This window comes from Leucobacter sp. 7(1), from assembly GCF_900163635.1.
Lineage (GTDB): Bacteria > Actinomycetota > Actinomycetes > Actinomycetales > Microbacteriaceae > Leucobacter.
Map to the genome: position 1 here is coordinate 1 of NZ_FUID01000022.1, position 25,938 is coordinate 25,938.

Sequence of the window (25,938 nt, forward strand, 5' to 3'; positions counted from 1 at the left end):
ACCGGCCACCAAGCCGGGTGAGGTTCGTACCCGTCATCGAACCACCCGCCGACACTTCCACAGCTCAACCATTGCAAAATGACCCCCCGGACCGAAACCCGATACTCAGCAATTCAGGGCCCGAGGCTCCCATAGGGCCCGGCCGCCCAGAGCTAACGGAAGACTCCGAAACTCACCCATTCTGACAAACACGCAGTGGCCACACTCCGATGAACTCGCTTCCTGAGCGAGTAGCAACGCAGATGGCCAGGGCAGCCGCCGCCCAGCGCACAGACACAAGATGGGCTCCTCTGCCCAGCGCCGATGTCACATCTGTGAACTCTTGCGCGTAGCCAACCACGCACCGACCCGGCCTTTCCGCGCGACCAGATGTGGAACGGCTCAAGACACACTTGGAACCCACGGGAGACCACACACGAGTTACGCCAAAGAAAGGAACAGCTTTTCGAGCTCCTCAGGTTTCGTGGCCCCCTCAGCATCGGGATCCGAGATGCACTCCTGCAACGCCGTCGAAATCACGAGAAAGCCAGCACGGTCAATAGCTTTCGACACCGCCGAGAGCTGCTGCACAACGTCCCGGCAGTGCGCCTCCCCCTCGACCGCCTCGATCACTGCCGCCAACTGGCCATGCGCCCGACGCAGACGATTCGCGATCTTCCGCTTCGCCTCCGGGGATGCACCAAGACCCGGCGCAGCTGATCCCGCGTCAACACCGTCGCTCGCGGAACCAGCAACGGAAGAATCAGTTCCGCCAGCGGACAGAACAATGCGTGATGCAGACATAGGAGTCCTTTCTTCAGGGAGAACTTGACTCACATGATACCCCCTGGGGTATAGTCAAAGCGAACCTCACAAATACCCCCTGGGGTATACGGACAGGTGACATCCCGTTCATCCAACTACGTCCCGGAGTTGCGCGTTACATCAGGGCACCGGGCAATTCGAAGGAGCTCTCCCCCATGTGTCGACCGACAACATGCCGCACCTGTTCCAAGACAACATGGGCCGGCTGCGGTCAGCACGTCGCGATGGTGAAAATGTCAGTGCCGGCCTCGGAATGGTGCAACGGATCACATACCCCGTCAGAGATTGCGGCCGCGAAATCGGCCCGCGGCCCTGGCTTCTTTGCCCGACTCTTCGGCCGCTAGTCACACTGTGCTGGCACTTCACCAGCCGAAAACTGGCACACAAGCCACATCGCCACACTCCAGCTCCCCTCGATAGGACCCCGCAATGGCTACCACCAACCTGACCTTTGAATCCTTCCCCAGCGCAGTTGCCGCGGACGGCATCACTCTTATTGACTTCTGGGCCGCATGGTGTGGGCCGTGCCGCTCCTTTGCTCCAGTGTTCGAACAGGCCTCAGAGCAGCACCCCGATATCACCTTCGGCAAGGTCGACACCGAAGCCGAGCAGCAGCTCGCCGCTGAGTTTCAGATCACCTCGATCCCCACCCTGATGGTGTTCCGTGACGGCATCCTCGTCTACGCGCAGCCGGGGGCGCTCGGTGCCCCGCAGCTTGAGCAGTTGGTACAGGGCGCGCGGGAGCTCGACATGGAGGACGTGCGGAAGCAACTTGATGCCCAACAGGCCGCGCAAGCCGAGTAGCCGGAACTACCCAAGTCCCGATCTGGGCCCACAACTGTCGCCACGCCCAACACGTGCAGCCACTGCTGCAACATCGACCCAAGGTTCAGGCACAGGATCCCTCTGTCAGGCCCGGAGCACGCTCCCAAGCTCACCCCGACCCTGCCCGGCTCACCATCCTACTGATCTCGCTGAGTTCTCCTATCACACCTATCCCACCGATCATCCACTCGAAAGGACCACATCATGTGCGCACGAATCTCCTGTGAAAGCTGCGGCAAGCCGAGCTGGGCTGGCTGCGGCCAGCACGTCGAAGAAGCCCTCGCTGGCGTGGCTATCGCCGACCGCTGCAACTGCGACCGCTAGCCGCATTCGCATTCGCGTTCGCGTTCGCGTATGCACCCAAGCCCCCGTCCCGCGGCTACGCAGCTCGCAGCGGGGCCCCAACCCCAGAGCCCCCTTTGGCCCCGCCACACCACCCGAACTGCACAACCCAATCGCCCATAGCCCCACAGCCCACAGCCCATCACTCACCGCCTCGCCGCTTCACCAATCCGCCTCGCCGCCTCACTAATCCGCCTCACCGCCTCACCACAAGGAGCCCCATGCTGCTCGAACGCATCTACGACGAAGACCTTGCACACGCGAGCTATTTCATCGGCTGCCAGGCGAGGGGCCAGGCGATCGTGGTGGATCCGCGTCGCGACACCGACGTCTACGTCGAGCTCGCTGCCAGGCACAACCTGCGGATCACGGCGGTCGCCGAGACCCACATCCACGCCGACTACCTTTCGGGCACTCGAGAACTCTCCGCGCGCACCGGTGCCACGATGTTCGTGTCGGACGAAGGCGGGCCCGACTGGCGCTACGGCGAGGGCTTTGATTCTGCAGTCCGTATGCGGCACGGACAGCAGATCGCGCTCGGCAACATCACATTGGAGGCGGTGCACACACCGGGGCACACTCCCGAGCATCTCTCGTTCCTCGTGACCGACGGCGCGCAGTCGAGCGAGCCAGGCTTCATGCTGACCGGAGACTTTGTCTTCGTCGGCGATCTTGGCCGGCCCGATCTGCTCGATGAAGCGGCGGGCGGCGTCGACACCCGTTTCGCTGGAGCGGCGGATCTGTTCGCCAGCCTCCGCGATCGCTTCCTCAGCCTTCCCGACTATGTGCAGGTGCTGCCCGCACACGGTGCAGGCTCGGCCTGTGGCAAGGCGCTCGGCTCGATCCCGTCTTCGACAGTTGGCTACGAGCGACACTTCTCCTGGTGGGCAAAGTACCTGCAGGCCAACGATTCTGAGGGCTTCATCGCCGAGCTCCTCAACGGACAACCCGACGCACACGCCTACTTTGGCCGTATGAAAACACAGAACCGCGTCGGCCCGACGGTCCTCGGTGAGTTCCCCATCCTCGCAGAGTTCTCGACGCCGGATCTCGCTGCAGCACTCGAAACAGACTCCGCGATCCTCGTCGATACTCGTCACCACGCTGCGGTCCACTCGGGAACAGTTGCTCGATCGCTCAATATCCCCGGTCCAGACAAGGTCGCGAGCTATGGCGCGTGGGTCGTGAATCCTGAGCAGGAAGCGCGGCCACTTATCTTGCTCGCCGGATCACGCACAGAGGCTGAGGTGTTCCGGGATCACCTTGTGCGTGTCGGAATCGACACCGTGCGCGGCTTTGTCACAACCTTGAAGGGGCTCGACCTTGTCCGCCCGCGCACGGTCACCCTCGAAGAATTCGCCGACACCCGCCGCACTGGAGGTGCCCCCGCTTTCCTGCTCGATGTGCGGAATATGACTGAATACGCGGACGGGCATGTGCCGGGCGCGACTCAGCTCTCCGGAGGACGCCTCCTGTGGCACCTAGACGCGCTGCCTGCTCCCGGCGACGGGACACTCATCACGTACTGCCAGAGTGGCGTTCGGAATAGTGTTGCGGCGAGCGCCCTGCGCCGGGCGGGCTACGATGTCGCCGAGCTGGAAGGCAGCTATCTCGGCTGGGCCGCGGTACCGGGCCATACTCCGGAGCGGGGCCACGAGCCGAACATCACGCAGGGCTCAGTGACAACGCTCGATCCAGCGTCGACAACCGCAATCCTGATCGACGCGCGCACGGCCGAGGAGTACGCGACCGGACACCTCGCCGGATCCCGGCTCCTCGACTTTACGGCCGGAGAATTCCCGATCGCGATCCCACACCTCGACCCACAGGCCGAGATCCTGCTCTACTGCCGCTCCGGCAACCGTTCAGGACAGGCAAGGGAACTCTTGCTCGCTGCAGGCTTCGCGAATGTCACAAACCTGGGATCGCTCGCGGAGGCCGCGGCCGCAACGGGGCTCCCCATTATCGAGTAGGCCGGGGCCAGTCGGCGACAGAACCCACGCGCAGCGGCACTGCACGGCATGGCATGGCATGGCATGGCATGGCATGGCATGGCATGGCATGGCACAGCACAGCACAGCACAGCACAGCACAGCGCCTAGCGAACCCGAAGCGCCTCCGGCTGCACTGTGATCTCGATCCGCGTCACTTCCCCCAGATCGTCGCCGTCGACCTCGAACACACGCGACTCGTCGAGCTCGATCGTGAGTTCGGTGAAACGCGCGTGCGCCGTGCTCGCGCTGCTTTGCGCCGTGTCGCTTCGTGTGAGGAACCGCTTCACTCCGTTATCCCAGACCATGTTGCGCAGGGTATCGGCCCACCCAGCAATTCCGGCCGCACGCAACAGAAGCACATCAAGTTCACCGTCGGCGGGATCTGCATCGGGGAGCAGCGTGATCCCGCCCTGCAACATCCCGCAGTTTCCGACAATCAGTGTGTGCGCTTCCTCAGCCACAGCTTCGCCGCCGTCGCGCGCCACACGCACGCCGATCACCTCGCTCGCCGATACCGCACGTCCCAGCGACTCAACGTATGCGAGCCAGCCCGCGCGGTCTTTGAGGTCGTCGCTGGTCTCAGTGATCATGTGCGCATCGATCCCAAAGCCCGCCATCACGGCGAATGCGTGCCGCTGAGTCTCACCATCGACGAGCACGACCTCGGCCCAGCCAATGTCGAGTGGCTGTGCCACCCCGGTGAGCGCGCGCATGAACGCGGCCGCGGGATCGTTGAGTGGAACGTCGAGGTTTCGTGCCAAGAGGTTCCCCGTGCCAAGTGGAATCACGCCGAGCTCCGCGACGGGCCTCGCCGATGCGGATTTCGCGCTCAGCTCCGCGAGGTGCTCAGCAACCGCGCGCACTGTGCCATCACCGCCCGCAGCACATATCAGGTCGGCTCCCGCGTCGAGGGCGGCCTGGGACGCAGCGCGGCCCGGATCCTCGACGCTGGTCTCATGCCAGGTCACCACGGGCTGAGTACCATCGGCAACACACGCCTCGGCGAGCGCTGCCTCCAGCATCTCTCGTTCGGTCTTCGACGGGTTCCACACGATCCCCACGTGCGCTGCGCTCATTGCGGTGCCTCCCTGTCCCGTGGAGCCCGCGGTGCCGCGACACTCCGTGCCCCGAATCCTATTCCCCGCGCCCCGTGAATTTGTCCATCGAGGAGTACACCCGGAACACGCGCCCGGCCACGATGTCCCAGGCGCGCGTGGGCAGCACGCCGCGGAAGGCCATCGCAAGCTTCACTGTCAAGGGTTTCAGCACCATTGGCGTGCCCGCGAGCATCCCGTTCCAGGCCGCACGCACCGCCTGCGGCGGGGTCATGATCGGGGTCATCAGCGGCCCGCGTGCCCCGGCGAACATCCCGGTCGAGATAAAGCTCGGGCAAAACGTTGTGACGGCGACGTGGCGGTGTCCCTCGCTCTCAAGTTCAAGTCGCAGTGACTCCGCCCACCCGATCATCGCCCACTTCGAGGACGCGTAGACACTCATGCGCGGATTCGCGAGCGTGCCCGCGGCGGACGCGATGTTGAGGATCCGCTTGGGCCGTGACGTGTCCGCGATCATGGCGGGCAGCACCGCGCGCGTGAGCCACATGGGACCGAGGGTGTTGATCCGCATCGTGAGCTCAATGTCACGTTCCGCGTCGTGTTCCCAGAACAGCGCCCCGCGCACAATTCCCGCGTTGTTAATGAGGATGTCCGGATCTCCCAGTTCGCTGCGGGTCTCCGCGACGCCGCGCAGGATCGCCTCGCGGTCGGCCACGTTGACGTCGAAGACGCGAACCCGGGGCGAGGATCCACCCCGCACAGTGGCGGGGGTCTGGGCGAGTTCAGCGGCGAGCACTTCCGCCCGCTCTGTATCAATGTCCCACAGCGCGATCGCGGCGGCCCCCTCACGCGCGGCACGACGCGCGTAGAGTTCGCCCATGCCGCGGGCTGCACCGGTGATCAGCACGGTGGCCCCGCGCATCACGTCCTGCTCGACCCGAGCGGTGCCAGATTGCTGTCGTGTTCGATTGAGCGCCATCGCGTCACGTGTTCCCGTCTCCGAGCAGCTTGCCCGGGTTCATAATGCCTGTGGGGTCTACCTCAGCGCGGGCGGCGCGAAGCACACGAACCCCGACCGATCCAATCTCATCCTCCAGCATCGCTGCGTGTTCCGTGCCGACTGCATGGTGGTGTGTGATCGTGGCGCCCTGCGCGAGGATTGCCGCATTCGCGGCCCGTTTCACGCGGTTGTACTGTGCGATCGGGTCGGTCTCTGCCGCGGCGATGAACGTGAAGTAGAGGGAGGCCCCGTCCCGATACACATGGGACACGTGCCCCTGCACTGCCGCGGGAGACGACGGCGCGGGAGACGACGCCGCCGAGGAAGGCTGTGCAGACCCGGCCTCGCCTCCCCCGACCTCAAGCGCCCCGCGGATCGCCGCCACGACGGCGCGATGCGTCGTGTCAAGCCGGGACCAGGGGGCGGCGGTTTCGAGTGTGTCAACAAATACCCCAACGGTCAGCAACTCGTCCCGCAAGCGCGGTGCCCCGAATCGTCCGTCGTCCCACGCGGCAGCCGGAATCCCCGTTGTGGGGACCCCACCATAGCGTCGCAGGATCTTCGCGGCACGGCCGCGGCGGCCGCGTACCCGCGTGGTCGTCCCTTCCCAGACACCGAGCAACAGCGCCGGGGTGTGGATCCCTCTCATCTCAAGCCAGCGCCGCAACAGCTTCGTGCCGGTGCTCACAGACTGCGCGAGGGTCAGTCCGGTTTCCTCCTCGTCGCTCAACCGGCACACCTCGGGCAGGTCCCCCGGCAAACCAAGCTGTGCGAGTGCGCGCACGGCTTCAGCTCCGGCTGCGAACGACGGGAACGCCCATGACCCGTATGCCTTCTGGGTCGGGCGGGGCCGGACTGCAACTGTGACCTCGGTGATCACGCCGAGTGTGCCCTCGCTTCCGATCACAAGGTGCCGCAGATCGGGGCCGGCGGCCGAAGCTGGGCCGCGGCCACCCAGTGCGAGCGCTCCCGTGGGCGTCTCGATCCGGATCCCGGTGATGAGGTCCGCGATGGCACCGTAGCCGGTGGAGGCCTGACCTGCAGAACGGGTTGCCGCGTAGCCGCCGAGCGTGGCTTGCTGGTGCGACTGCGGCAGATGGCCGAGCGTGAAGCCGCGAGATGCCAGCGCCGCCTCAAGTGCTGGGCCGCGGATACCCGCTTCGAAGGTCGCGGTGCGGTCGGTCTCGTTCAGTCCGCGCAATGCGGCAAGACCTGTGAGGTCGAGAGCGATCACCGCGTGCTGCGACCCCCTGAGCGGAGCAACCCCTCCGACAACACTCGTGCCGCCACCAAAGGGCACGACCGCGACGCGATGGGTGACGCACGCCGCGAGTATCGCGGGGATCACTGCGGTCGACGCGGGTCGCACAACCGCGTCAGGTGCGGCGAGCGGCCGCCCCGCCCGCTGGCGCAGCAGATCTGGAGTGTGTTTGCCCGCCGCGTGGCGGAGTCGATCTTCCGAGCGCTGGGAGACGCTGCCGCCTGATCCCTGGCTGGGGCCTCCGCCCGGGCCATCCGCCCCCGGATTCACGGCAGCGATGAGTGCGGCAAGTGCCTCCGAACTGAGCGTCGGATCTGGCAGTACAGCCTCGGCCGCGGGAACCGGTGCGGTGCCGCCGGGAAGCTCACCCCCGAAACGCTCGCGCAGCACCCGCCGCACCCCCTCAGGCAACCCACCGTCGGGGCCCTGTGGGGCCCACCCCCACCAGGGAGCTTCAGGAACAGTTTCGGTCACATCGGCGGCCATGCGTTACAGTGTGACACATGAACGCACAACGTCACACCCCCTCGGTGACTGAGGTGCGTGATGCCGAGATTCTCGACGCCGTGGCCGATGGGATTCGGCGCTACGGACCCCGGAAACTCACGGCACAGGACGTCGCCGACGCCGCCGGGATGTCTCGCATGACCGTATACCGGGCAATGGGCAGCATGGACAACGCGATCCTCCTCGCGCTCACCCGCGAGTTCACCCGTGCCGTTGCGCGGGTCCAGGCCACGCTCCCAGCTCCGGGCACGACGGTCTCCGGGGCCACCCGACTCGCCCTGTTCCTCGGTGCCGGGGCCCGCGAATTTGTCGCCTCCGAACTCGTCGCGTCGGTGCGCACCCACCAGCCCGAGTTGCTGGAACCCTATCTCAGCGGTCGCCTGGGCCGCAGCCAAGAGGTTGTGCTTGCGGCCATCGCGGAGCTTCGTGACGCGGGGATCGCAGACGGCTCAATCGCCCCGTCGGCGGCGAGTGCCCTAACGCTGCTGTTCCTGCTCCGCGGCGTCGCGCTCGGCGCGCCCCTCCTCCGGGCAGATGGCGCCTTCGAACGCACAAGCACCGAGCTCACTGAACTTGTCGCGGCCGCGCTTGCAAACACAGCTGACGTCCACAGTGCTCAGCTGAACTGAGGGAACTCTTCTGTCTGAGCCCGCCCACAACTGAACACTTCACTCACGCACCACCCACTACGACGGGTCGGCACTGCCGACGGCCCGAGACGGGAGCAGCATGTTTTCCGAACGACCCGGTGACCTCAACGATGCAACACGGGCGGCCGCACTCGCCCACCTTGCCGAGCATGAAGTCGACGTGTTTGTCATCGGCGGTGGCGTCACCGGGGCGGGAGTTGCACTCGATGCCGCCACACGCGGACTCAGCGTGGCACTGTGCGAAGCGCGCGACTTGGCCAGCGGCACAAGCGGCTTCAGTTCAAAGCTTGTGCACGGTGGACTCCGCTACCTCGCCCACGGCGATCTGCCTCTCGCGTGGGAGTCCGCGGTGGAACGGGCGGCGCTGATGCGCAGGATCGCACCCCACCTCGTGCGTCCACGCGCATTCCTCGTGCCCCGCTTCGCCGGTACCGGAGCGGATGAAACCGGTGCACGCACTGCCGGATCCCGCACTGCCGGATCCCGCACTGCCGGATCCCGCACTGCCGATGCCCTCACCGAGACCGGAATACGTCTTGCGGACGTGCTGCGAGCTGCAAGCGGCCTCTCCGCACAGGTGCTCCCCCGGCCGCGCCGCGTGGACGCCCGGGGCGCGCGGCTCCTCGCCCCGACCCTCCGCGAACACGGGCTGCGCGGCGGTCTTGTGTACTGGGACGGAGCGCTCGAGGACGACACCCGGCTCGTCGTAGCCCTCGCCCGCACCGCAGCCCGACACGGCGCCCACATCATCACCGGCTGCCCGGTGCGTCACGCTACCGCCACTGAGGCGTGGCTGGGCTCCGGCGAGCGGGTGCGCGCAAAAGTCGTCATCAACGCGGCAGGTGTGTGGTCCGGGGAGTTCGCGCCCGGTCTTCCACTCACCCCGAGCCGCGGCACACATCTCGTGTTCCGCTCGGCGGTGTTCGGAGATCCCCGGACGGTACTCACGGTACCCGTGCCCGGCCACTTTGGCAGGTACGTGTTTGTGCTCCCCCAATCGAACGGCCTGTGCTATCTGGGCCTCACCGATGACCCTGCCCCGGGTGCCGACGGCTACAACCCCGCCGTCCCGGAAGCCGACATCGACTTCCTCCTCCGCACCGCGAGCGCCGCGCTCGACACCCCACTCACCCGTTCCGATGTGCTGAGCAGTTTCGCAGGCCTTCGGCCGCTGATCGGCGCAGGTGATGACCCCGCCGCGGCCTCGCGCCGGCATCTAGTGCGCGATGAACCGGGCGAACCCATCACCATCACGGGCGGCAAGCTCACTGTGTACCGTCGCATGGCAGAGGATGCCGTCGACGCGGCTGCCCGCCGCCTCGGATTCGGCGCAACACACCGCGCTGCCCGATCCGTCACCGCGCGTGTGCCGCTGCTCGGGGCCCCGGGATCCGGAGACTTCGGCGCGTTCGCCTGGCCGGCACCCGACCCCGGTGGCGCGGTCTCGGCCAGGCTCACCGCTCGCTACGGTGCCGAGCGGTCTCGGATTGCGGCGCTCGCGACGGCGGATCCGCTGCTGGCAGCTGAGGTTGCCCCGGGGTCTGCGGTGACGGGCGCGGAGGTTGTATTCGCGGTGCGGGCCGAGGGTGCGCGGAGCCCGGACGACGTGCTGGAACGGCGCTCGCGCCTCGCGCTCGATCCGGACCTCGCACGCACGGCGCTCCCCGCAGTCACCGCACTCATAGAACGCGTGCGCGCGGCGGGTTTCAGCTGATCGCACCACACCCGCTACGCTGCGAGCACGTCCACACCTCAATGGCCCCAGATCACACCCGCCCCGACCCGCGAAGGAGCACTGAAGCTCACATGACCGAGTCCGCACGTTTTGCTTCCACCCCTCCGGATCCATCGCGCCTTCCCGGGGCGACCTGGATGTCGCGACGGGTACTCCTCCTCGTGAGCCCTGTCTCCGGCGGCGGACGCGGTGAACGTGCCCTCGGTGCCGTGGTCGCGGAGCTTGCCGCGCACGGCATCCGCACCCACGTGCACCGCAGCGAGAGCCTCGCTGACGCTGCCGCGCGAGTGCGGGCGGCGGGCCCCGACGCCCTCGTGCTCGCGCTCGGTGGTGACGGCCTCATCGGAGCGGCCGCGGGTGCCGCTGCGGAGACCGGTGCGCTCCTGCTCCCGCTCGCGGGTGGCCGCGGCAACGACACGGTACGCCGCTTTGGACTCGGCCTGGACCCCGCCGCGACCGTGCGCCGCCTTCCTACGCTTCGGGAACACCGCAGCGATCTTGCGTGGATCACGACCAACGACGGCGTCGCTGCACGCGGCCTCGGCTATCTCGGGGTCTGCGCCACAGGTTTCGACGGCGTCGCAAACGAACTCGGCAACGCCGTGCGGTGGAAGCTCGGGCCGTTCACGTACCTCGTCGGCGGTGTGCGCGCGCTCTTCCAATTCCGCGGCGCACACTACACACTGACTGTCGACGGTCGGGAGCGATCCGGCCGCGGCTGGTTCGTTGCGATCGCCAATCACGGTCAGTACGGCGGCGGGATCCGCATCAGCCCACACTCACGCATCGACGACGGTCAGCTCGACGTTGTGGGCCTGTGGGGCGGATCGGTTGCGCGCGTCGCGGCCGTGCTGCTCTCCGCGTACCGCGGTGTGCACCTCGGCTTCCGCGGCGTCGAGAGTGACTCAGGGCGCGAGTTCCAGCTCTCGGCGGATCAGCCCCTCGGAGTCTACGTCGACGGCGAGCGCGTCGGCACGCTCCCCGCATCGATCACCGTGCGCCCGGCGGTGTTGCGCGTGCTCACAGGGCCGGACGCCCCGGCGGTCGGGCAAGGCTAGAAACCTGGGGGCGGAGAACTCCCGCCGATCTGCCACCCAGCCGACGCGTCCTGCTGCCGCCAGAACTCCGCAAAACGGCCGCCTGCCGCAAGCAGCTCCGCGACTCCGCCATCCTCGACAATTGCACCGTCCTCCACGAACACCACACGATCGGCCTCCCGAATGCTGCTGAGGCGGTGTGCCACGATGACACGGGTGCGCGGGATCGCATCGCCCGTCAGCGCGGCCGTGACCGCGGCCTCGTTTTCGGTGTCGAGGGCGCTTGTCGCCTCGTCAACAAGCAGTATCGGGGCGGGTTTCAGGAGCGCACGGGCGATCGAGACGCGCTGCCGTTCGCCGCCGGAGAGACCGCCGCCGGCCTCACCCACACGCGTCTCCCAGCCATCCGGCAACCGCTCAGCGATCGCGGTGACCCGAGAGAGCTCTCCGGCGGTGCGCAGCGCTTCCGGCTTCGCGTCGGGCTGTCCGACGAGCACGTTCTCACGTACGCTCCCGTCGAATAAGAAGGGGTGCTGAAACACCACACTGACGAGCTCCCGGCGCGCCTCGCGCGTCAGCTCCGAGACGTCTTGACCGTCCACCAGAATCTGGCCGGCGCTCGGCTCATTCACTCCCGCGAGCAGGGCGAGCACTGTGCTCTTGCCCGAGCCCGATGGACCCACGATCGCCGTTGTCGACCCCGGTGCGAGCGTGAGATCAAAGTCGGCGAGCACCGCGGTCGCTGTGCCATAGCCGAAGCTGACGCCGCGGAGCTCGACCTCGGGCGCGGCCTGTGCTGCGGTGCGTGGCAGCGCAGCCGATCCGGCGGGAACTGTGGGTGCCTCGAGCACCTCGCGAATGCGGCGCAGGGCACCGGTCGTGGATTCCACGCCCGGCGAGAGCTCGGCAAGCACCGTGAACGGTTCAAGATAGCGCACGATCACCACGATCACAGCTATCGCCTCGGGGACCGCGAGTCCCCCGCGCATGGTGAGCACAACGACGGTTCCCGCGAGCAGGATCAGCGCGAGCTGGCTCGCAAGCCCAAACACGAGCTGCCCGGGCAACTGCAACAGAAGCAGCCGCACCGTGGCCCCGTGCTGGGCGGCGAGCGCCTCCCCGACGTGGCTCCGCTCAGGCGCGACTCGACGTGCGGACCGCAGTGCGTGCTGCGTGCGTGCGAACTCGATCAGCCGCTCGGTCAGCTCCGCATTGGAGTCCGCGGCCACGCTGTCGGCTTCTCGGCTGAAACGTCCCGACGCCCAGAACGCCAGGAGCAAGATCGGCACCCCCACGAGCGCGGTCACGCCCAGCTGCCAGGCAATGGGCAGGAGGGCCAGCCCGATCGCGAGCGGCAGTAGCACCGCACCGATCAGCGGCGTGACGAGATAGATGATGAGGCCGACAAGATCCGGCCCGGAGGCCGCGACAGCCTGCCGAGCGGTCGCTGTATGACCGCTCGTGAACCAGGTGAGCCGCACATCAGTGAGGTGTTCGGCAACCGTGTCCTGACCGGACTCAAGCACACCGAAGCCCAGATCGAATCCAATTCGCATCGCGGCGGTGTCTACCACCCACCCCGCGATCGTCACGATGGCGAGGCCCGCCAGCCACGGCCAAGCTGTCTTTGGCTCGGCTCCGAACAGGGCCGCGACGAGCGGCACGAGCATGACCACGCCCGCGGCGCGCAGCGCCACGCTCACCACCGTCAGCGTCAGATGGGCAGTAACGCGGCGCCGGCTGCCCGCCGGGAGCAAGGCAATCAGTGTGCGGATCATCGGGTCGCCTCCGGGGTCAGGGGTGCATTGTCTGGGGAGGGGCCGGATCCTGCATCCCACAAGCTGCGGTAGCGGCCCTCCCGCGCGAGCAATTCCAAGTGAGTTCCGGACTCGGCAATGCGGCCGTGATCCAAGACGACGATCTGATCCGCGTGGGTGATTGTGTGGAGTCGGTGGGCGATCACGAGCACAGTGCGGTTCGCGGTGAGCCGCGTGAGCGCCTCCTGCACAAGGTACTCCGATTCAGGATCAGCGAAGGCAGTCGCCTCGTCGAGCACAAGCACAGGAGTGTCTGCAAGCACGGCTCGTGCGATCGTGAGCCGCTGCCGCTCACCCCCGGAGAGCGCAGCATCAGTGCCGAGTATCGTGTCGTAGCCGCGGGGCAGGCGCATGATCCGATCATGAATCTGGGCATCCCGCGCGGCCGCCTCGACCGCTGCGTCGCTCGCACCGGGCCGCGCGAGCGCGATGTTCTCGCGCACCGTGCCACGCACAAGCTGGGTGTCCTGGAACACGAAGCCCACTCGCGCGTACAACTCCTCGGGGGTGAACTCACGCACATCACGGCCGTCGATCCGGATCGCGCCAGTCGTCACGTCATGGAATCGGGCAACAAGCGCGGCGAGCGTCGATTTCCCTGAGCCTGAGGGCCCCACGAGTGCCGTCACCGTGCCTGGGTCTAGCTGCAGCGTGATGTCCTGCAGTACGGGGACCCCGGAACGATAGGCAAAGCCGACGCCGTCGCAGGTCACACCGGCGATGGCTGGAGGAGCGTCCGCGGGTGTGTGTTCGGCATCGCACACCGGGCCCGGTTCGCGAATCACGAGTTCTGTCTCGTCGAGCGTGACCTGGATGCGGCGCGCAGCAAGCAGTCCCTCTCGGAGCCCGGACAGGCCGTAGCCAATGCCCAGCAGGCGAGTACCGAACGTTGTACCCAGCAGAAGGAACGGCAGCAGCGCAATCGGGGACAACCCGCCCGTCGTGACAAGCAGCGTCCCCATCCCGCAGATCAGCAGGAGGAAGGTAGCGGGCCTCGTGACCAGATCAATGAACCCCTTCTGGCCCGAAAGCGGACGCTGCCACCGGTTCAGAAAATCGACGTACTCTCCGAGGCGACCGCGGAAGGTCGAAGCAGCCGCACCCCCAAACACTCGGATCACGGGCTGACCGGCGAGATACGCCCCCGCCTCGACCCCCATCCGCTCCGCCCAGCGACTCGCCTCCGCCACACGCGGCCCCGACTGCACAAGCATGATGGCCATGCCCAAGATGTAGGCACAGACGGGGACCAGCAGCACAAACGCGATCCGCCAGTCCACAACACACAGGTACACAAGCACGCCCACGGGGGCGACCACGGCGTTCACAGCGTCGGGCACCGCGTGAGTGACGAGATAGTGCAAGGCAAGGGTGTCGTCCTGCACTACTCGCTTCACTTGGACCGAGCCCCGGGCATCGAACCAGCCGAGCGGCAGGCGAGACAGCTTCCCGAGGAGCCGCTGCCGCAGCTCCCGAGCAAACCGGGCGTCATTCGCGTGCACCCAGAGGACAAGCGCCGCGGAGAGCAGCACGCCCGCGCCCATCAACGCCACCGCCCAGACCCCCAGCGGCCACAGATCCGCGGGCTGCGCGCCCGTGAGGAGCCGACGTGACAACTCAACGAGCAGCACAAACGGGGCCAGTTGCACAAGCGTGATGAGCGCCTGCGCGGCGCCCGCCGCGATCAGGGTAGGGCGCAGCGGCCGGAGCAGACGGCCCCCAGCTTGAGACCGCCAGACCCCGCGCTGCGGACTCGGTGCGGCGGATGCCGGCTGATCCGGCCTGGCCTGACTCGGCGTTCGCTGATCCGGCAATGATTGATCCGGCGCTGGCTGATCCGGCGCTGGCTGATCCCGCGCTGGCTGATCCGGCGCTGGCTGATCCCGCGCTGGCTGATCCCGCACTGCCCGTCCCGACACGACCGGCTCCCGCGCGGCGGCAGAACGATTCTTCCCGAACGCGCGGCCAAAGTACCAGTAGGCCTGCGCATGGATTTCGGATTTCGGGAAACCAAACTCGTCGCGCAGCCGGACACGCAGATGCTTCAGCGAGCCGGACTCCGGAGCAGTCCAGACGTACCAGTCCGACCAGTCGCGCGCCTCGATGGCCGCCGCGAGTGAGGTATCACCCCGCCGCGGCACCCAACGCACGCGGGCGCGTGGGTGTGCGGCGATCGGGATCAGTCGGTCGTGGGGTGCGTGTTCCTCAAGCACAACTTCGGCCGGGGTTTCGGCGGGGAGCTCCGCCAAGATCGCGTTGATCGCGGGGACCGATGCCGCATCGCCGATGAGCAGATACCCGGCGGGCAGCTCACTCGGGAGGTCGAAGCGCGTAGAGCCGAGGGAGGTCACCTGCACCGTCATCCCGGGTTCGGCACGCTGCGCCCACGCCGACGCCGGGCCGGCGGGCTCGTGCAGCACCATATCGATGGCAAAGGATCCCGAGCGCTCGTCCGGATGCGTCATTGTGTAGCCACGCTGGTGTTCGGTGTCCCCACCGTCGGCATCCGGAAACCAGAACCTGAGGAACGCCGTGGGAGCGATGACCGCGTCCGCGAACAGTGTGGGTGCAACGAGCCAGATCCGGCGAAAGCCGGGCGCGACAAGTTCGGTCGCGGTCACGGTCGCCTCGTGATCCCGCGCCCCATAGGCCCGAGTCATCGCGCCAGTGAATCCTCGCTTGGCCATCAGTGGTCCTCTCCTGCTGCGTGCAGAGCCGCGCGCATCTCGTTCAGCGTCATCCCCGGGGGCGCAGCCGTGACGCACCCGCGGATCGCTGCCCCCAGCCACATGCGCACATATTCCTCGGCATCAATCTCGGGGAGATCCCGGTGGGAGCGTTCCAGTCGCGGGTCCGTGTGGAGCGCTCCGTGCGCCTCGCGCCGGGCATCGTCGAAGCCCTCGTCGCGTGCGCGCTGCGCCTCTTCCGCCGCGGCGAATCCAATCGCCAGCGACGCAACTGCCGCGAACAGCACGACGGCAGCCTCGGGCGCGTAGCCGCGCCGCTCGAGCGCCTCTCCCGCGGCCGCCAACACCCGCCGACCGCCCGCCCCGCGAGGAAACAGCGTCTGCACATACCCCGCAAGCCCGGGATGGGTGAGCAGAAATGCCCGCAGCTGCAGCGTTGACGAGAGCAGGTGCGGGACGACACCCTGCGCGGGGTCATCCTGCAGTTCGAGTTCGCCCAGGATGTCCTCGCCAATGAGTCGTTCGAGACCCCATCGACCGTCCACGTGGCGGTAGAGCGCGGTGGTGGAGACACCAAGCTTCCCGGCAACCGCGCTGAGACTCAGATCCCGCAGCCCGATCTGGCGACCTGCGCGCAATACGTCGCTGAGTTCCACTTGACGTGGCCTGCCGCCGACTCGCTCCACGCGCCACTCCCTGAGTTAGTTATCCCCCAAAACAAAGGGTAGCCTAACCATGATCTGCTGATTGCGCAATCGTGGATTCGCCATCCAGCGCTCGTGCTCGCCCCGTCCGCCCCGTCCGCCCGTTCACCCACAGTTTCCCCGACCCCACTACCGTTGGCACATGCCTCATCAGCCCCCAGCCACACCACCGAACGCCACGTGGGCCGCGGCGTGGGAGGTATTCCGAGTGTTTGGCAAGCTGGGCCTCACCTCATTCGGTGGACCGGTCGCCCACCTTGGGTACTTCCGGACGGAGATCACCGAACGGCGTCGCTGGCTCACGGATGCGCAGCTTGCGAATCTCGTCGCCGTGTGCCAGTTTCTTCCTGGCCCTACGTCCAGTCAGGTGGGTTTCGGCATCGGACTGCACCGAGCCGGGCTCCGGGGAGCACTCGCCGCGTTCCTTGCGTTCACCCTGCCCTCCGCGGTACTCATGTTCACATTTGCGCTCGGTGCGGACCGGTGGCAGAGCCCACTCGGTGCTGGCGTTCTCGCCGGACTCCAGGTGGTGGCGGTGGCGGTCATCGCGCACGCGGTGCTCGGGATGGCCCGCACGCTCACGCCAGACGTGCGCCGCGCGCTCATCGCGATCGCTGCGGGGCTTGCGGCGCTGCTCATCGGCGGCACCCTCGGCCCGGTCGCCGGGATCGCCCTCGGTGCGTTCGGCGGAACAGTCTGGTGCCGCGGCGTGCCCGCCACACGCAGCGCACCACTGCACTTCACAGTGTCACGGCGAACCGGCCTCGCCTGCCTCGCCGTGTTTGCGGTGTTCCTGCTTGGGGGCCCACTCCTGGCACTCGCACTTCCCCACTCAGGGCTTCCGCTGTTCGACACGATGTTCCGCGCCGGGGCGCTCGTTTTTGGCGGCGGACATGTCGTGCTCCCCCTCCTCGAATCGGGGATCGTCGCGACCGGGGATCTGAACGCAGAGACATTTCTCGCCGGCTACGGTGCCGCGCAGGCGGTGCCCGGCCCGCTCTTCACATTCGCGGCCTACCTCGGCGCGCTCTCGGACCTCGGGCCAGGCGGCATTCTTGGTGCCGGCATCGCCCTCTGCGGAATCTTCCTCCCCGGGTTTCTCCTCCTCCTGGGCGTGCTCCCCTTTTGGAAATCATTGCAGGCCCGCGCCTGGGCACCGGCCCTCATGCATGGCGCGAACGCCGGTGTCGTGGGGGTCCTCACGACGGCACTCATCACCCCGGCAATCACGAGCACGATCACTGGGCCGTGGCAGCTCGCCCTCGCACTGGGCTGCTTCGCGCTGCTCACTTGGGCACGGCAGCCGGCCTGGCTGATCGTGTGCGTGGGCGCAGGTGGCGGTCTCCTCGCGGCCCTTTCAGGTCTGGGCTAGCGACAGCGTTTAGCTGCGCGCGGGCAATCCGGCGAGGAACTCGCGCGTGGCCGCTACAACCTCGTCGCTTCGTGTGTGGTGCAGGTAGTGATCTGCGTCAATCTCGCGGGTCACCGCGTAGTCAACAGTCTCAGCCTGCGCCTCGTGCATGGCGTTCCACGTGGGGAAGGATGGGTTATTTGCCTGGTACATCAAAAGGAGGGGAAGATCCCGCGGGAACGTTGTGCCCTTCGCGTTCGCGAAGTTCTCCCCCAGGTGATTCACCTCGTCGAGGTAGGTGGGTGCCATAGTGTTCCGCATCGCCAGCACATCCATGCGCTCACGGTCCTCATCCGAGTATGCGGGATTACCTTCGAGCGGGTTGCCCGACAGCGAGTTCATGGCCCGAAGGAGCCCCAAGCCGCGAAGCGCGGGGGCAACGGAGATAATGCCCGGCACCTGATCCATTCCCGGCTGCTCAGGCACCGAGGTATCGATGCCGACAAATGCGGTCACTTCGTTGGGGTACGTGTTCGCGTACGCGAGCCCGTAGATTCCCGTGATCGAGTGTCCCATCAGAATGTACTCGTCGACGCCGAAGCCCGAGACCGCCTGATGGATCTCGCTCACGATATTCTCCGTGGTGCGCGGCGTATCTGCCTGATCGCTGAACCCATACCCAAACGGCTCAGTCGCGAGAATCCGGTAGTCGTCCTTGAGCCCTTCGATCACCGGCGCAAAGTCCGCGACCGGCGATGCCGTGCCCGCTCCTGGCGTCAGCACGATCGTCTGATCCCCCTCACCAAACACCGCCACATTCATCTGTTTCCCGTCGACCTCAACGAGTTCGCCGTACGGAGTCAGCGCGGCAATCTCGCGCGGAGTCTGCACCGCGTTCACGATCGTGGTGGTCGCGAGCGTTGCGACAAGGAGTCCGGCGACCGTGCCGAGTGCGATGAGGGTGATCTTGAGGGGCTTTTTCACGCGGCGTATGACCTATTCGTTGTGTGGCACGGGGATCTCACCATCGTGGCAGACGTCAGACGAGCGGGCCTGGGAGATGGCCCGGGCCCGCGATACGCGAGCGGCCAGCCGGATACCTCGGTGTCGTGGAGTGCGCCCAAGAGTCTGCACCTTTGCCAGTCTCAGGGAGCCGGAGGCTTCGATGACCGCAACAACATGACCACAGCAGACAAGCTCCTACGCGCCGTAATAATCTTCCGTCGTAGCATGGGTCTGCAGACTATGAAGCGAAACATACCTCTGACTTCTCACGAAGGCCGTCCCTCTTCCACGCCGGATATGAGGAATTGGCGTCGACCGTGAACGATGATCGGGATGATCCGAAGCCGTAAGCAAGAAGACCTGATAGCGCCCTCCATTCCAGCCAAGTTCTTTGGACCGACGAATGATACGCGCGATCTTTCGGTCGTCACGTTCCTCAGATTCTTCAAGCATCTTTGCCGTTGTTTCTGACCATTCCACGTTGTCTCGACGACCTACGATCACAGGGAACTCGGGATGTATCTGTTGGTCTGAGTAAAACGCCATCCGCTTGACCGCTCGAAAACTCCTGCCAGGCTGGCAGATGTAGGCCGAACAATTTCTATATAGCTCCCAGGCCTGCGCAGCTGGCACAACGACAGAATCAATTTCTGAGTGTGGTCGCTGCTCATACACTTGAGTACACCGATCGATGTTTGAAAGCCATTGCCGGAGTTCGGGCGCAATGTATCCGCTGAGTTCCAGAATTCGAGCCTGCTCAAAAGGTACGTCAACGCCGAGCACCGAGTCATGGTGCGCTACTCGATTCCGCAGCTTCCGCACGGCTTCCAATGCCGGACCAATGGTCTTCCTTCGCCCATCACCGTAGGGGAAAGCTTTGTGGAGGCACTCCCGCCAGAGCTCGTCGTAGTCCTTCCCAAACATGCCTGACCAGAAGCCAAAACTCAGGTTCGCAACAATCTGATGCCGGTTGTCCCTACCACTTCCACGGAGCCGATCTCTGATCAACTCAATCTGCTCAGACGCACTGGCGGTCATGGGTGGACGACGCAAGAACCAAGGTATCCCGACACGATCATCGGAAAAATGCGCGCTGAGCGTTCGGTCAACCGCATTCCGAAGCGCAACCTCTAGATGGGAGATCAGCTCAAATAGTGCTGCTGACATTTGCGTGCTCCACGCGTAGAGTTCCAGGGCGTGCACACGGTCATTTCCTGCCTGCGCTAGATACGGAGTGAGTCTTTGCTCAGAGAGTGCCGAATATATCGCGTCGACTCCATGAGCTTCCATGCCGCAATGGTACTATGTGATCAACGCCCCGGCCCCGCCTCTGCTCTAGCAAGCGGACCGGGGCTATGATTTTCGATCTCGCCTTCGACTGTGAGAGCATGCTGGGTTTCTGCGTGCACCGCACTCGGGTGGCAAACTCGGAGGTTTCGCCCCGGTCAGGTGAACGTCACGAACCCGGATACCGCACCTGCTAGCGTGACTTCATGGCGAGACCGACTACCCGCGCGGATCTACTCGATGCCGCGGCCGCAGGATACGCGAAGCTGCGAGCATTGATTGCGGGCATGAGCGCGAGCGAGCAAGCGGCACCCCTCTATTACGGGACGAACTTCACACGGACCGAAGCCCACTGGGCGCGGGATCAGCACCTACGCGATGTGGTCGTCCATCTCATTGAGTGGCACGGACTCCTCACCGAGTGGGTCGCGGCCAACCGCACGGGCTCGGCACAGCCGTTTCTCCCCGCGCCGTACACGTGGCGCACAACGGCCGAGCTGAACGCTGCAATCTGGGAGCGGCATCAACAGACTCCGCTCGACACAGCCCTCCGCATGCTCGATGAGAGCCACCAGAGCGTCATCACTCTCATCTCGGGGTTCACCGACGAGGAACTCTTCACCAAGCAGCACTTCCCGTGGACGGGAACAACGTCCCTGGGTTCCTACTGTGTCTCCGCTACCTCGAGTCACTATGACTGGGCGATCCAGAAGCTCAGACGACACCTTCGGGCCGCTCAGGCGACCGCATAACCCCACCAGGAATCAAGCTCGATTCCCCGGGTGAGACCCCCATGGGAGTTCAAGAACCGCCGTCGGGCGGGGACGTTTGCGGTGGATTGTGCATGAGTTCCACCCGAATACCGGTCTCGTCTTCGATAAACGATGCGTAGTACCGTTCCGAAAACCGCGGGAATGTCTTCGGGTCGCGCACCGAGGTCCACCCCGCCCGCACGGCGATCCCGTGAACCCGTTCGACCGCGGCACGAGATTCCAGCGCAAACGCAAGGTGCTGCCACCCCAGCTGCCCCGAGCGGAGCGGCCCACTCCCAGTGACCGACGCGCGGTACAAAATGATCTCGGTCTCGCCGTCAGCGTTCCACGCAACGCCGCCCTCGAACTCGCGTCCGTCTGAGACGAGCCCGAGCGCTGTGAGTAACGGGTCCCACTGGGCAATAGCGACGTCGAGATCCGCGACGGTCACTCCGATGTGGTCCACAAGTGGCATGACATGATCATTGCAGAGGCGCGGCACCGGCAACAGAGGCGCGGCACAAGCGCAGTGGGAAAACACGAACTCCCCCGGTTCCGAAGAACCGAGGGAGTGATTGGCTGGGATACCAGGACTCGAACCTAGAATGACGGTACCAGAAACCGTTGTGTTGCCAATTACACCATATCCCATGGCTGGAACTTGACTCTTTTCGGAGCCCCGCACCAGGAGTTAACTTTACCCGTTCGGGCCGCGAACACAAAACCGGGCCCCAGCCGAGGGGATCCCGGGCGCGCCTTGCGCCCGGGATCCCCCGGTGGTTATTCCCCCAGTTGCGCGGCAGCCTGCTCCGTATAGCGCTCAGTTGCGCGACGCGGCACCATGACGACCGGCACCGGTGCGTGGCGCAGGATCTTCGTGGCGTGCGAACCCAGCGAGATTCGCGCCAGCGCTCCGAGGCTGCTGGAGCCGACAAGGAGCACTTCGGCGTCTCCCCAGGGGATTGCCCGCAATGCCGAGTGCCAATCCGTGCCGGCGCCAAGCGCGAGCTCCACATTTGCCGGCGGCTGGGCGAACGCGGCGACCTCCGCGAGCAGCCCCTCAGAACGATCGCGAATCACCGCTTCCCACTCCGCAATCACCGCGTCCTCGGCTTGGAAGCCGATCGCCGCACCCAGTAGCCCGCGGGGGCGCGTGTGGAACGAAGCCACCCGGAACGCGGCCCCCGAGTCAGCGGCGATTGCCGCCGCCCCCAGGACAAGCTCACCTGAGGTGTCCGAGCCACTGAACGCCGCGGTCACCCGCGAGAGCCGAGCATCGGGTGCGACGGTGAAGCCGTGCGGCGCAATCGCGACGGGTAGCTCCGCGCTCTGCAGCAGGCCCAGGCTGACGGACCCGAGGGCGATCCCGGGAGCCGCCTCCCGGTCTCGTGCCTCGTCTTCATCACCCGCGGACCCGACAACGAGCCGGACTGCACCGGCATCCTCGCACACGTCGAGCAGACCGCGACGCGCGCTGGCGGCTCGGTGTACGCGGGTGCGCACGGTGATGTCGTCTGGGATCCGTGACTGAGCCTCGACGAGGGAGGCTTCGGCAGCCGCACCCAGGAACCGCTGGTACTCGCCGTCAACCCCACCCGGTCCTCCCGGCCACCCAGCCGAGGTGACGGAGGCGAGCACGAGATCCTGCGCATACGACCGGGCAAGCAGCACGCCGAGTTCGACCGCAGCGCGCGAGCAGTGACTCGGGGCAACCCCGACGACGATACTCATCGGCCGGGCCCAGTGTCGGGGCCGCTGCCGGATCCGCCGCCCGATACGACATCAATCGAACCGGAGTCGTCTGCATCAGCCTCGTCGCTCGCGTAGCGGTAGCGACCCGGGCCTGTCAGCACGATCATCCCCGTCTTGATCTGCTCGCCGAGCACCGAGTTCTTCCGACCGGTGAACCAGTACCAGACGAGCACCAGGGCGGTCCAGATCGCGAACACAATGATCGTGATCGGACGGAGGTCCTTGATGATCCAGAGGCAACCGATGATCGAGAGGATCGGAACGACGGGGTACAGCGGGACGCGGAACTTGCGCTCAAGATCGGGTTCCCGGCGGCGCAGCACCATGACGGCGATCGACACGACAAGGAACGCCGCGAGTGTACCGATCGACGTCATCTCAGCGAGGAAGTTGATCGGGAGGACGCCCGCGAGGATCGCAACGATGATCGACACGATAATTGTGTTTGCGACCGGGGTCATGGTGCGCGGGTTGACCTTCTGGAAGATCTTCGGCGCCATGCCGTCGCGCGACATCGCGAACAGGATTCGGGTCTGGCCGTACAGCACGACGAGGGTCACGCTGAAGATCGAGATCACCGCACCGGCGGCAACAACGGTACCGGGCCAGGTCGCACCAACGATGTTCTGCAGGATCGCGGACAGCCCCGCGCTCTGACCGGCGAACTCACTCTGATCCTGCGCCCCGAGTGCGGTGACCGCGACAAGTACATACACGGCAGTAACAATGATCAGGGCGCTGATGAGCGCGATCGGGAGGTTTCGGCGTGGGTTCTTTGCCTCGTCACCTGCGGTCGCGACGGCGTCGAGACCGACGAATGAGAAGAAGATGATGCCGGCCCCGGTCATGACCCCGGCGAACCCGAAGGGCGCGAAGTTGGCGAAGTGGTCTGCGTTCCAGCCGGTGATACCGACGGCGACGAAGAAGAGCAGCACGGCGATCTTGATGAGCACCATGACCGTGTTTGCGACGACCGACTCGGAGGTGCCGCGGATGAGGAGCAGACAGCAGAGCCCGATCAGGATCACGGCGGGCAGGTTGATGATCCCGCCCTCCTCCGGCGCGTAGAGCAGCGCATGTGGCAGCTCCCAACCGAAGAGGTTCGTGACGAGCTGATTCACATACTGCGACCAACCCACCGCAACCGCCGCGGTCGAGACCCCGTATTCGAGGAGGAGACAGGCCGCAACCCCCATCGCGGGGAGCTCACCCAGGGTGCTGTACGCGTACGAATACGACGATCCGGAGACCGGCACGCTACTCGCAAGCTCTGCGTAACAGAGCACCGAGAGGCCGGCGACGAGGCCCGCGATCACAAATGACCAGAGCACGGCGGGGCCCGCGATCGGCACGGCCTCCGCGAGGATGAAGAAGATGCCCGTACCGATGGTGCCGCCCACACCAATCATGGTGAGTGGGAACAACCCGATGCTTCGTTTCAGCTGCGAGCCGGATTCACCCCCATCTCGGGGTACGGGCTTTACTCGGAACAGCTGCTGACGCAGGGTACTCGGCATGTCAGTCTTTCTCCAGACTTCCTTGTCTCGTGGGCCACACAGGCCCGCTTCTCGGGGATCCCGGCCGGGGCCCGGCCGGGAGATGATCCACAGGGTGTGGATCGCGGCGTGTTCGGTTCCCCCGTCCCCGAACAGCCAGAACGCCCCGGCGCGGATGCGCCGGGGCGAAGATTGATGTGGTTACCCCACGCGGATCACCCGGAAGGTGGATACGTGAGGGTCAAGGGCACCGCGGACGTAGCCCGTCGGGGAACCGGATACGGCCTGCAGAAACTCGACGGCTGCTGCGGTGATCTCTTCCCCGGGCATAATGTTCGGGATCCCGGGCGGGTACGCCGCGAGGGTATCCGCGGACACACGCCCGATCGCCTCGGCGGCGGGCACGATTTCGGTCTCACCGAAGAAGCCATCACGTGGGGTGAGTCGGCGTGCACCGGGCGCGGGCATCGGAGGGAACTCGACGGCACCGGCGGTCGCGGCGCGTTCCGCGTCTGCCGCGGCCGAGGACACCACGTCCTCGAGCGCACGGTGGATCGCGGCGACGTCCGGGGTCTTCCCCGCACCGATGACCGCGACGATCGAGGTGGCCGTGGACATCTCGAAGTACAGGGCGTGATCGGTGATGAGCTGGTTCCGAACCCAGTGCCCACTCAGCCCAGTCGCTGAAACATCAATGGGTACGCGCAGCACGTCGGTGTCGACAATGTCGGGGAACTCGCCAAAGTGATCGCTCACAATATCAAAGCGGGGATCAGCGCGGAGCACCTCACGCAGGTGCTGGGCGGTTTCGACCGAGCGTCCAATGGCGGCCTCTCCGGTGACAAGCGCCGAGCGAGCGATGTCGAGCGAGGCCCGCATGATCGCGCTTGTCGAGGTCGAAGCGGTCATGCCAAACGCGCGTTCGACAAGCGCCTCCAGCCTGTCCGCGAACGGCCCGTGGCCCAGGTGCAACATCGCGGTCTGCGTGAGTGATCCCGCAAGTTTGTGCGTGCTCGAAACCACAAGGTCGGCGCCGAGTCGTGCGGGCGATTCGGGTAGTTCTGGATGGAACCCGAAGTGCGGACCCCAGGCTCCGTCAACAATCAGGGGCGCACCGTGCGCGTGCGCCACATCGGCAAGGCCGCGGACGTCGGATACTGAGCCGAAGTAGCTTGGGGAAATAATGTAGACGGCCGCGGCGGCTCGGCCCTCCTGCTCCGCGAGTGTCAGGGCCGCGTCGAGCGCTTCCGGCGAGACGCCGTGAGCCATACCATTCACTGCGTCGACGGCGGGGAACACGTAGGAGGGCGTGATGCCAGCGAGCAGGACCCCGTCGCTGAAGCTCGAGTGTGCACTGCGCTGCGCGAGGAGGTGTTCGCCCAGGCCGCGCGCCGCGATCGCCGCGGTACGGTTCGCTTGGGATGCGCCGTTAGTGAGGAACCAGGTGCGCTTCGCCCCCCAGGCGTCCGCCGCGAGTTCGAGGGCTTCGTCGAGGGCCGAGTGCGCTTCCAGGTCGATGCCCTCGAGGAGCATGGGCACATCCAGTTGCAGCGCGCGCTCACCCAGGTACTCGGACAGCCGGGCGCTCAGACCCAGGTCGCTGCCACCGTGCCCCGGCACCATGAGCTGGGTCGGGTTACGCGCAATGTAGCGGTCGAGTGCGTCCGCATAGGGGGTGACCGCGTGCCGGCGCAGGCGCTCGTCACCCTGCGCGGTGACATCCTGAACAGTGGCGTCCTGCGCGGTGACATCCTGAACAGTGACGTCCTGCACGGTGGCGTCCTGCACTGTGGTCTGGGGGTCGGTGGCCGCGGGAGCAGCGTCGCGGCGCGCGGAATCGGCAATGAGCATGACACCATCGTGGCGAAGCCGGCGCG

The 25,938-nt window shown here is 66.1% G+C and carries 21 protein-coding genes, 1 tRNA gene and 1 pseudogene; 9 read left to right on the forward strand and 14 right to left on the reverse strand.

The window, feature by feature from the left end; all coding sequences use genetic code 11:
• Window positions 1-420: 420 nt before the first annotated feature.
• Window positions 421-654 carry a metal-sensitive transcriptional regulator gene (locus FM113_RS18395; RefSeq protein WP_254908871.1) on the reverse strand — a complete coding sequence of 78 codons (234 nt, stop codon included), beginning with the start codon at window positions 652-654 and terminating at the stop codon, window positions 421-423.
• Window positions 655-959: 305 nt separating this feature from the next.
• On the opposite strand from FM113_RS18395, the gene FM113_RS18400 reads away from it, so the two are divergent.
• From FM113_RS18400 to FM113_RS18405, 4 genes and pseudogenes are all read left to right on the forward strand, one after another.
• A complete protein-coding gene (locus tag FM113_RS18400) occupies window positions 960-1,148 on the forward strand; it encodes a hypothetical protein (protein ID WP_087011988.1) in 189 nt (62 codons plus the stop codon).
• Window positions 1,149-1,233: 85 nt separating this feature from the next.
• Window positions 1,234-1,608: a thioredoxin gene (trxA, locus tag FM113_RS04630; protein ID WP_087011990.1), complete on the forward strand. Its 375-nt coding sequence runs from the start codon at window positions 1,234-1,236 to the stop codon at window positions 1,606-1,608.
• A gap of 584 nt (window positions 1,609-2,192) precedes the next feature.
• Window positions 2,193-3,605, forward strand: a pseudogene (locus tag FM113_RS04635) (rhodanese-like domain-containing protein); the annotation flags it as partial.
• Window positions 3,606-3,650: 45 nt separating this feature from the next.
• A complete protein-coding gene (locus FM113_RS18405; protein WP_254908872.1) occupies window positions 3,651-3,944 on the forward strand; it encodes a rhodanese-like domain-containing protein in 294 nt (97 codons plus the stop codon).
• Between the two features lie 125 nt (window positions 3,945-4,069).
• Here FM113_RS18405 and FM113_RS04640 read toward each other — a convergent pair whose 3' ends face one another.
• Genes FM113_RS04640 through FM113_RS04650 form a run of 3 tightly spaced genes read right to left on the reverse strand, consistent with a single transcriptional unit; the run spans window position 4,070 to window position 7,767 of the window.
• Complete coding sequence (locus FM113_RS04640) at window positions 4,070-5,041, reverse strand: diacylglycerol kinase family protein (RefSeq protein ID WP_087011992.1); 972 nt, start codon at window positions 5,039-5,041, stop codon at window positions 4,070-4,072.
• 58 nt (window positions 5,042-5,099) lie between these two features.
• Entirely contained in the window at window positions 5,100-5,999 is a 900-nt protein-coding gene (locus FM113_RS04645) for an SDR family NAD(P)-dependent oxidoreductase (protein ID WP_176387080.1), read from the reverse strand.
• 4 nt (window positions 6,000-6,003) lie between these two features.
• On the reverse strand, window positions 6,004-7,767 hold the full coding sequence (locus FM113_RS04650) for an FAD-binding oxidoreductase (protein WP_087011994.1): 1,764 nt from the start codon (window positions 7,765-7,767) through the stop codon (window positions 6,004-6,006).
• 17 nt (window positions 7,768-7,784) lie between these two features.
• Between FM113_RS04650 and FM113_RS04655 the strand changes: the two genes are divergently transcribed.
• From FM113_RS04655 to FM113_RS04665, 3 genes are all read left to right on the forward strand, one after another.
• Window positions 7,785-8,417 carry a TetR/AcrR family transcriptional regulator gene (locus FM113_RS04655; RefSeq protein ID WP_087011997.1) on the forward strand — a complete coding sequence of 211 codons (633 nt, stop codon included), beginning with the start codon at window positions 7,785-7,787 and terminating at the stop codon, window positions 8,415-8,417.
• Window positions 8,418-8,517: 100 nt separating this feature from the next.
• On the forward strand, window positions 8,518-10,152 hold the full coding sequence (locus tag FM113_RS04660; protein WP_087011998.1) for a glycerol-3-phosphate dehydrogenase/oxidase: 1,635 nt from the start codon (window positions 8,518-8,520) through the stop codon (window positions 10,150-10,152).
• Between the two features lie 92 nt (window positions 10,153-10,244).
• A complete protein-coding gene (locus FM113_RS04665) occupies window positions 10,245-11,231 on the forward strand; it encodes a diacylglycerol kinase family protein (protein ID WP_176387081.1) in 987 nt (328 codons plus the stop codon).
• Here FM113_RS04665 and FM113_RS04670 read toward each other — a convergent pair.
• From FM113_RS04670 to FM113_RS04680, 3 genes are read right to left on the reverse strand one after another with little or no spacing between them, the layout of a single operon-like run.
• A complete protein-coding gene (locus FM113_RS04670) occupies window positions 11,228-12,988 on the reverse strand; it encodes an ABC transporter ATP-binding protein (RefSeq protein WP_087012002.1) in 1,761 nt (586 codons plus the stop codon). The genes FM113_RS04665 and FM113_RS04670 overlap by 4 nt on opposite strands.
• On the reverse strand, window positions 12,985-15,714 hold the full coding sequence (locus FM113_RS04675; RefSeq protein WP_087012004.1) for an ABC transporter ATP-binding protein/permease: 2,730 nt from the start codon (window positions 15,712-15,714) through the stop codon (window positions 12,985-12,987). Before FM113_RS04675 ends, FM113_RS04670 begins: the two co-directional genes overlap by 4 nt.
• The gene (locus FM113_RS04680; RefSeq protein WP_087012006.1) at window positions 15,714-16,400 is read right to left on the reverse strand and encodes a TetR family transcriptional regulator; all 687 of its coding nucleotides are present in this window, start codon (window positions 16,398-16,400) and stop codon (window positions 15,714-15,716) included. Before FM113_RS04680 ends, FM113_RS04675 begins: the two co-directional genes overlap by 1 nt.
• 160 nt (window positions 16,401-16,560) lie before the next feature.
• Here FM113_RS04680 and chrA point away from each other — a divergent pair, with 160 nt between their 5' ends.
• Window positions 16,561-17,790 (forward strand): chromate efflux transporter, encoded by a 1,230-nt coding sequence (gene chrA / locus FM113_RS04685; RefSeq protein ID WP_087012008.1) that lies wholly within the window; start codon window positions 16,561-16,563, stop codon window positions 17,788-17,790.
• A gap of 9 nt (window positions 17,791-17,799) precedes the next feature.
• On the opposite strand, the gene FM113_RS04690 is transcribed toward chrA, so the two are convergent.
• A complete protein-coding gene (locus FM113_RS04690; RefSeq protein WP_087012010.1) occupies window positions 17,800-18,753 on the reverse strand; it encodes an alpha/beta fold hydrolase in 954 nt (317 codons plus the stop codon).
• A 216-nt stretch (window positions 18,754-18,969) separates the two neighbouring features.
• Complete coding sequence (locus FM113_RS04695; RefSeq protein WP_087012012.1) at window positions 18,970-20,064, reverse strand: Abi family protein; 1,095 nt, start codon at window positions 20,062-20,064, stop codon at window positions 18,970-18,972.
• 203 nt (window positions 20,065-20,267) lie between these two features.
• Between FM113_RS04695 and FM113_RS04700 the strand changes: the two genes are divergently transcribed.
• Window positions 20,268-20,813 carry a ClbS/DfsB family four-helix bundle protein gene (locus tag FM113_RS04700; protein ID WP_087012013.1) on the forward strand — a complete coding sequence of 182 codons (546 nt, stop codon included), beginning with the start codon at window positions 20,268-20,270 and terminating at the stop codon, window positions 20,811-20,813.
• Window positions 20,814-20,862: 49 nt separating this feature from the next.
• Here FM113_RS04700 and FM113_RS04705 read toward each other — a convergent pair whose 3' ends face one another.
• The 5 genes from FM113_RS04705 to FM113_RS04725 all read right to left on the reverse strand — a co-directional run bounded on the left by FM113_RS04705 (window position 20,863) and on the right by FM113_RS04725 (window position 25,912).
• Window positions 20,863-21,288: a hypothetical protein gene (locus FM113_RS04705; protein ID WP_087012015.1), complete on the reverse strand. Its 426-nt coding sequence runs from the start codon at window positions 21,286-21,288 to the stop codon at window positions 20,863-20,865.
• A 101-nt stretch (window positions 21,289-21,389) separates the two neighbouring features.
• Window positions 21,390-21,464 (reverse strand) — tRNA-Gln (locus FM113_RS04710).
• Window positions 21,465-21,593: 129 nt separating this feature from the next.
• Complete coding sequence (locus FM113_RS04715; RefSeq protein ID WP_087012017.1) at window positions 21,594-22,544, reverse strand: universal stress protein; 951 nt, start codon at window positions 22,542-22,544, stop codon at window positions 21,594-21,596.
• Window positions 22,541-24,082 carry an amino acid permease gene (locus FM113_RS04720; protein WP_087012019.1) on the reverse strand — a complete coding sequence of 514 codons (1,542 nt, stop codon included), beginning with the start codon at window positions 24,080-24,082 and terminating at the stop codon, window positions 22,541-22,543. The genes FM113_RS04715 and FM113_RS04720 overlap by 4 nt, the downstream gene beginning before the upstream one ends.
• Before the next feature lie 180 nt (window positions 24,083-24,262).
• Window positions 24,263-25,912 (reverse strand): aminotransferase class I/II-fold pyridoxal phosphate-dependent enzyme, encoded by a 1,650-nt coding sequence (locus FM113_RS04725; protein ID WP_087012113.1) that lies wholly within the window; start codon window positions 25,910-25,912, stop codon window positions 24,263-24,265.
• Between the last annotated feature and the right edge of the window lie 26 nt (window positions 25,913-25,938).

What these genes read in the sequence shown, in the direction of transcription:
- FM113_RS04715 (WP_087012017.1), bottom strand. Translation starts at nt 22,544, where the DNA reads ATGAGTATCGTCGTCGGGGTTGCCCCGAGTCACTGCTCGCGCGCTGCG.
- FM113_RS04655 (WP_087011997.1), top strand. Translation starts at nt 7,785, where the DNA reads ATGAACGCACAACGTCACACCCCCTCGGTGACTGAGGTGCGTGATGCC.
- FM113_RS18400 (WP_087011988.1), top strand. Translation starts at nt 960, where the DNA reads ATGTGTCGACCGACAACATGCCGCACCTGTTCCAAGACAACATGGGCC.
- FM113_RS04645 (WP_176387080.1), bottom strand. Translation starts at nt 5,999, where the DNA reads ATGGCGCTCAATCGAACACGACAGCAATCTGGCACCGCTCGGGTCGAG.
- FM113_RS04660 (WP_087011998.1), top strand. Translation starts at nt 8,518, where the DNA reads ATGTTTTCCGAACGACCCGGTGACCTCAACGATGCAACACGGGCGGCC.
- FM113_RS04670 (WP_087012002.1), bottom strand. Translation starts at nt 12,988, where the DNA reads ATGATCCGCACACTGATTGCCTTGCTCCCGGCGGGCAGCCGGCGCCGC.
- trxA (WP_087011990.1), top strand. Translation starts at nt 1,234, where the DNA reads ATGGCTACCACCAACCTGACCTTTGAATCCTTCCCCAGCGCAGTTGCC.
- FM113_RS04640 (WP_087011992.1), bottom strand. Translation starts at nt 5,041, where the DNA reads ATGAGCGCAGCGCACGTGGGGATCGTGTGGAACCCGTCGAAGACCGAA.
- chrA (WP_087012008.1), top strand. Translation starts at nt 16,561, where the DNA reads ATGCCTCATCAGCCCCCAGCCACACCACCGAACGCCACGTGGGCCGCG.
- FM113_RS04720 (WP_087012019.1), bottom strand. Translation starts at nt 24,082, where the DNA reads ATGCCGAGTACCCTGCGTCAGCAGCTGTTCCGAGTAAAGCCCGTACCC.
- FM113_RS04675 (WP_087012004.1), bottom strand. Translation starts at nt 15,714, where the DNA reads ATGGCCAAGCGAGGATTCACTGGCGCGATGACTCGGGCCTATGGGGCG.
- FM113_RS04705 (WP_087012015.1), bottom strand. Translation starts at nt 21,288, where the DNA reads ATGCCACTTGTGGACCACATCGGAGTGACCGTCGCGGATCTCGACGTC.
- FM113_RS04665 (WP_176387081.1), top strand. Translation starts at nt 10,245, where the DNA reads ATGACCGAGTCCGCACGTTTTGCTTCCACCCCTCCGGATCCATCGCGC.
- FM113_RS04725 (WP_087012113.1), bottom strand. Translation starts at nt 25,912, where the DNA reads ATGCTCATTGCCGATTCCGCGCGCCGCGACGCTGCTCCCGCGGCCACC.
- FM113_RS04700 (WP_087012013.1), top strand. Translation starts at nt 20,268, where the DNA reads ATGGCGAGACCGACTACCCGCGCGGATCTACTCGATGCCGCGGCCGCA.
- FM113_RS04695 (WP_087012012.1), bottom strand. Translation starts at nt 20,064, where the DNA reads ATGGAAGCTCATGGAGTCGACGCGATATATTCGGCACTCTCTGAGCAA.
- FM113_RS04650 (WP_087011994.1), bottom strand. Translation starts at nt 7,767, where the DNA reads ATGGCCGCCGATGTGACCGAAACTGTTCCTGAAGCTCCCTGGTGGGGG.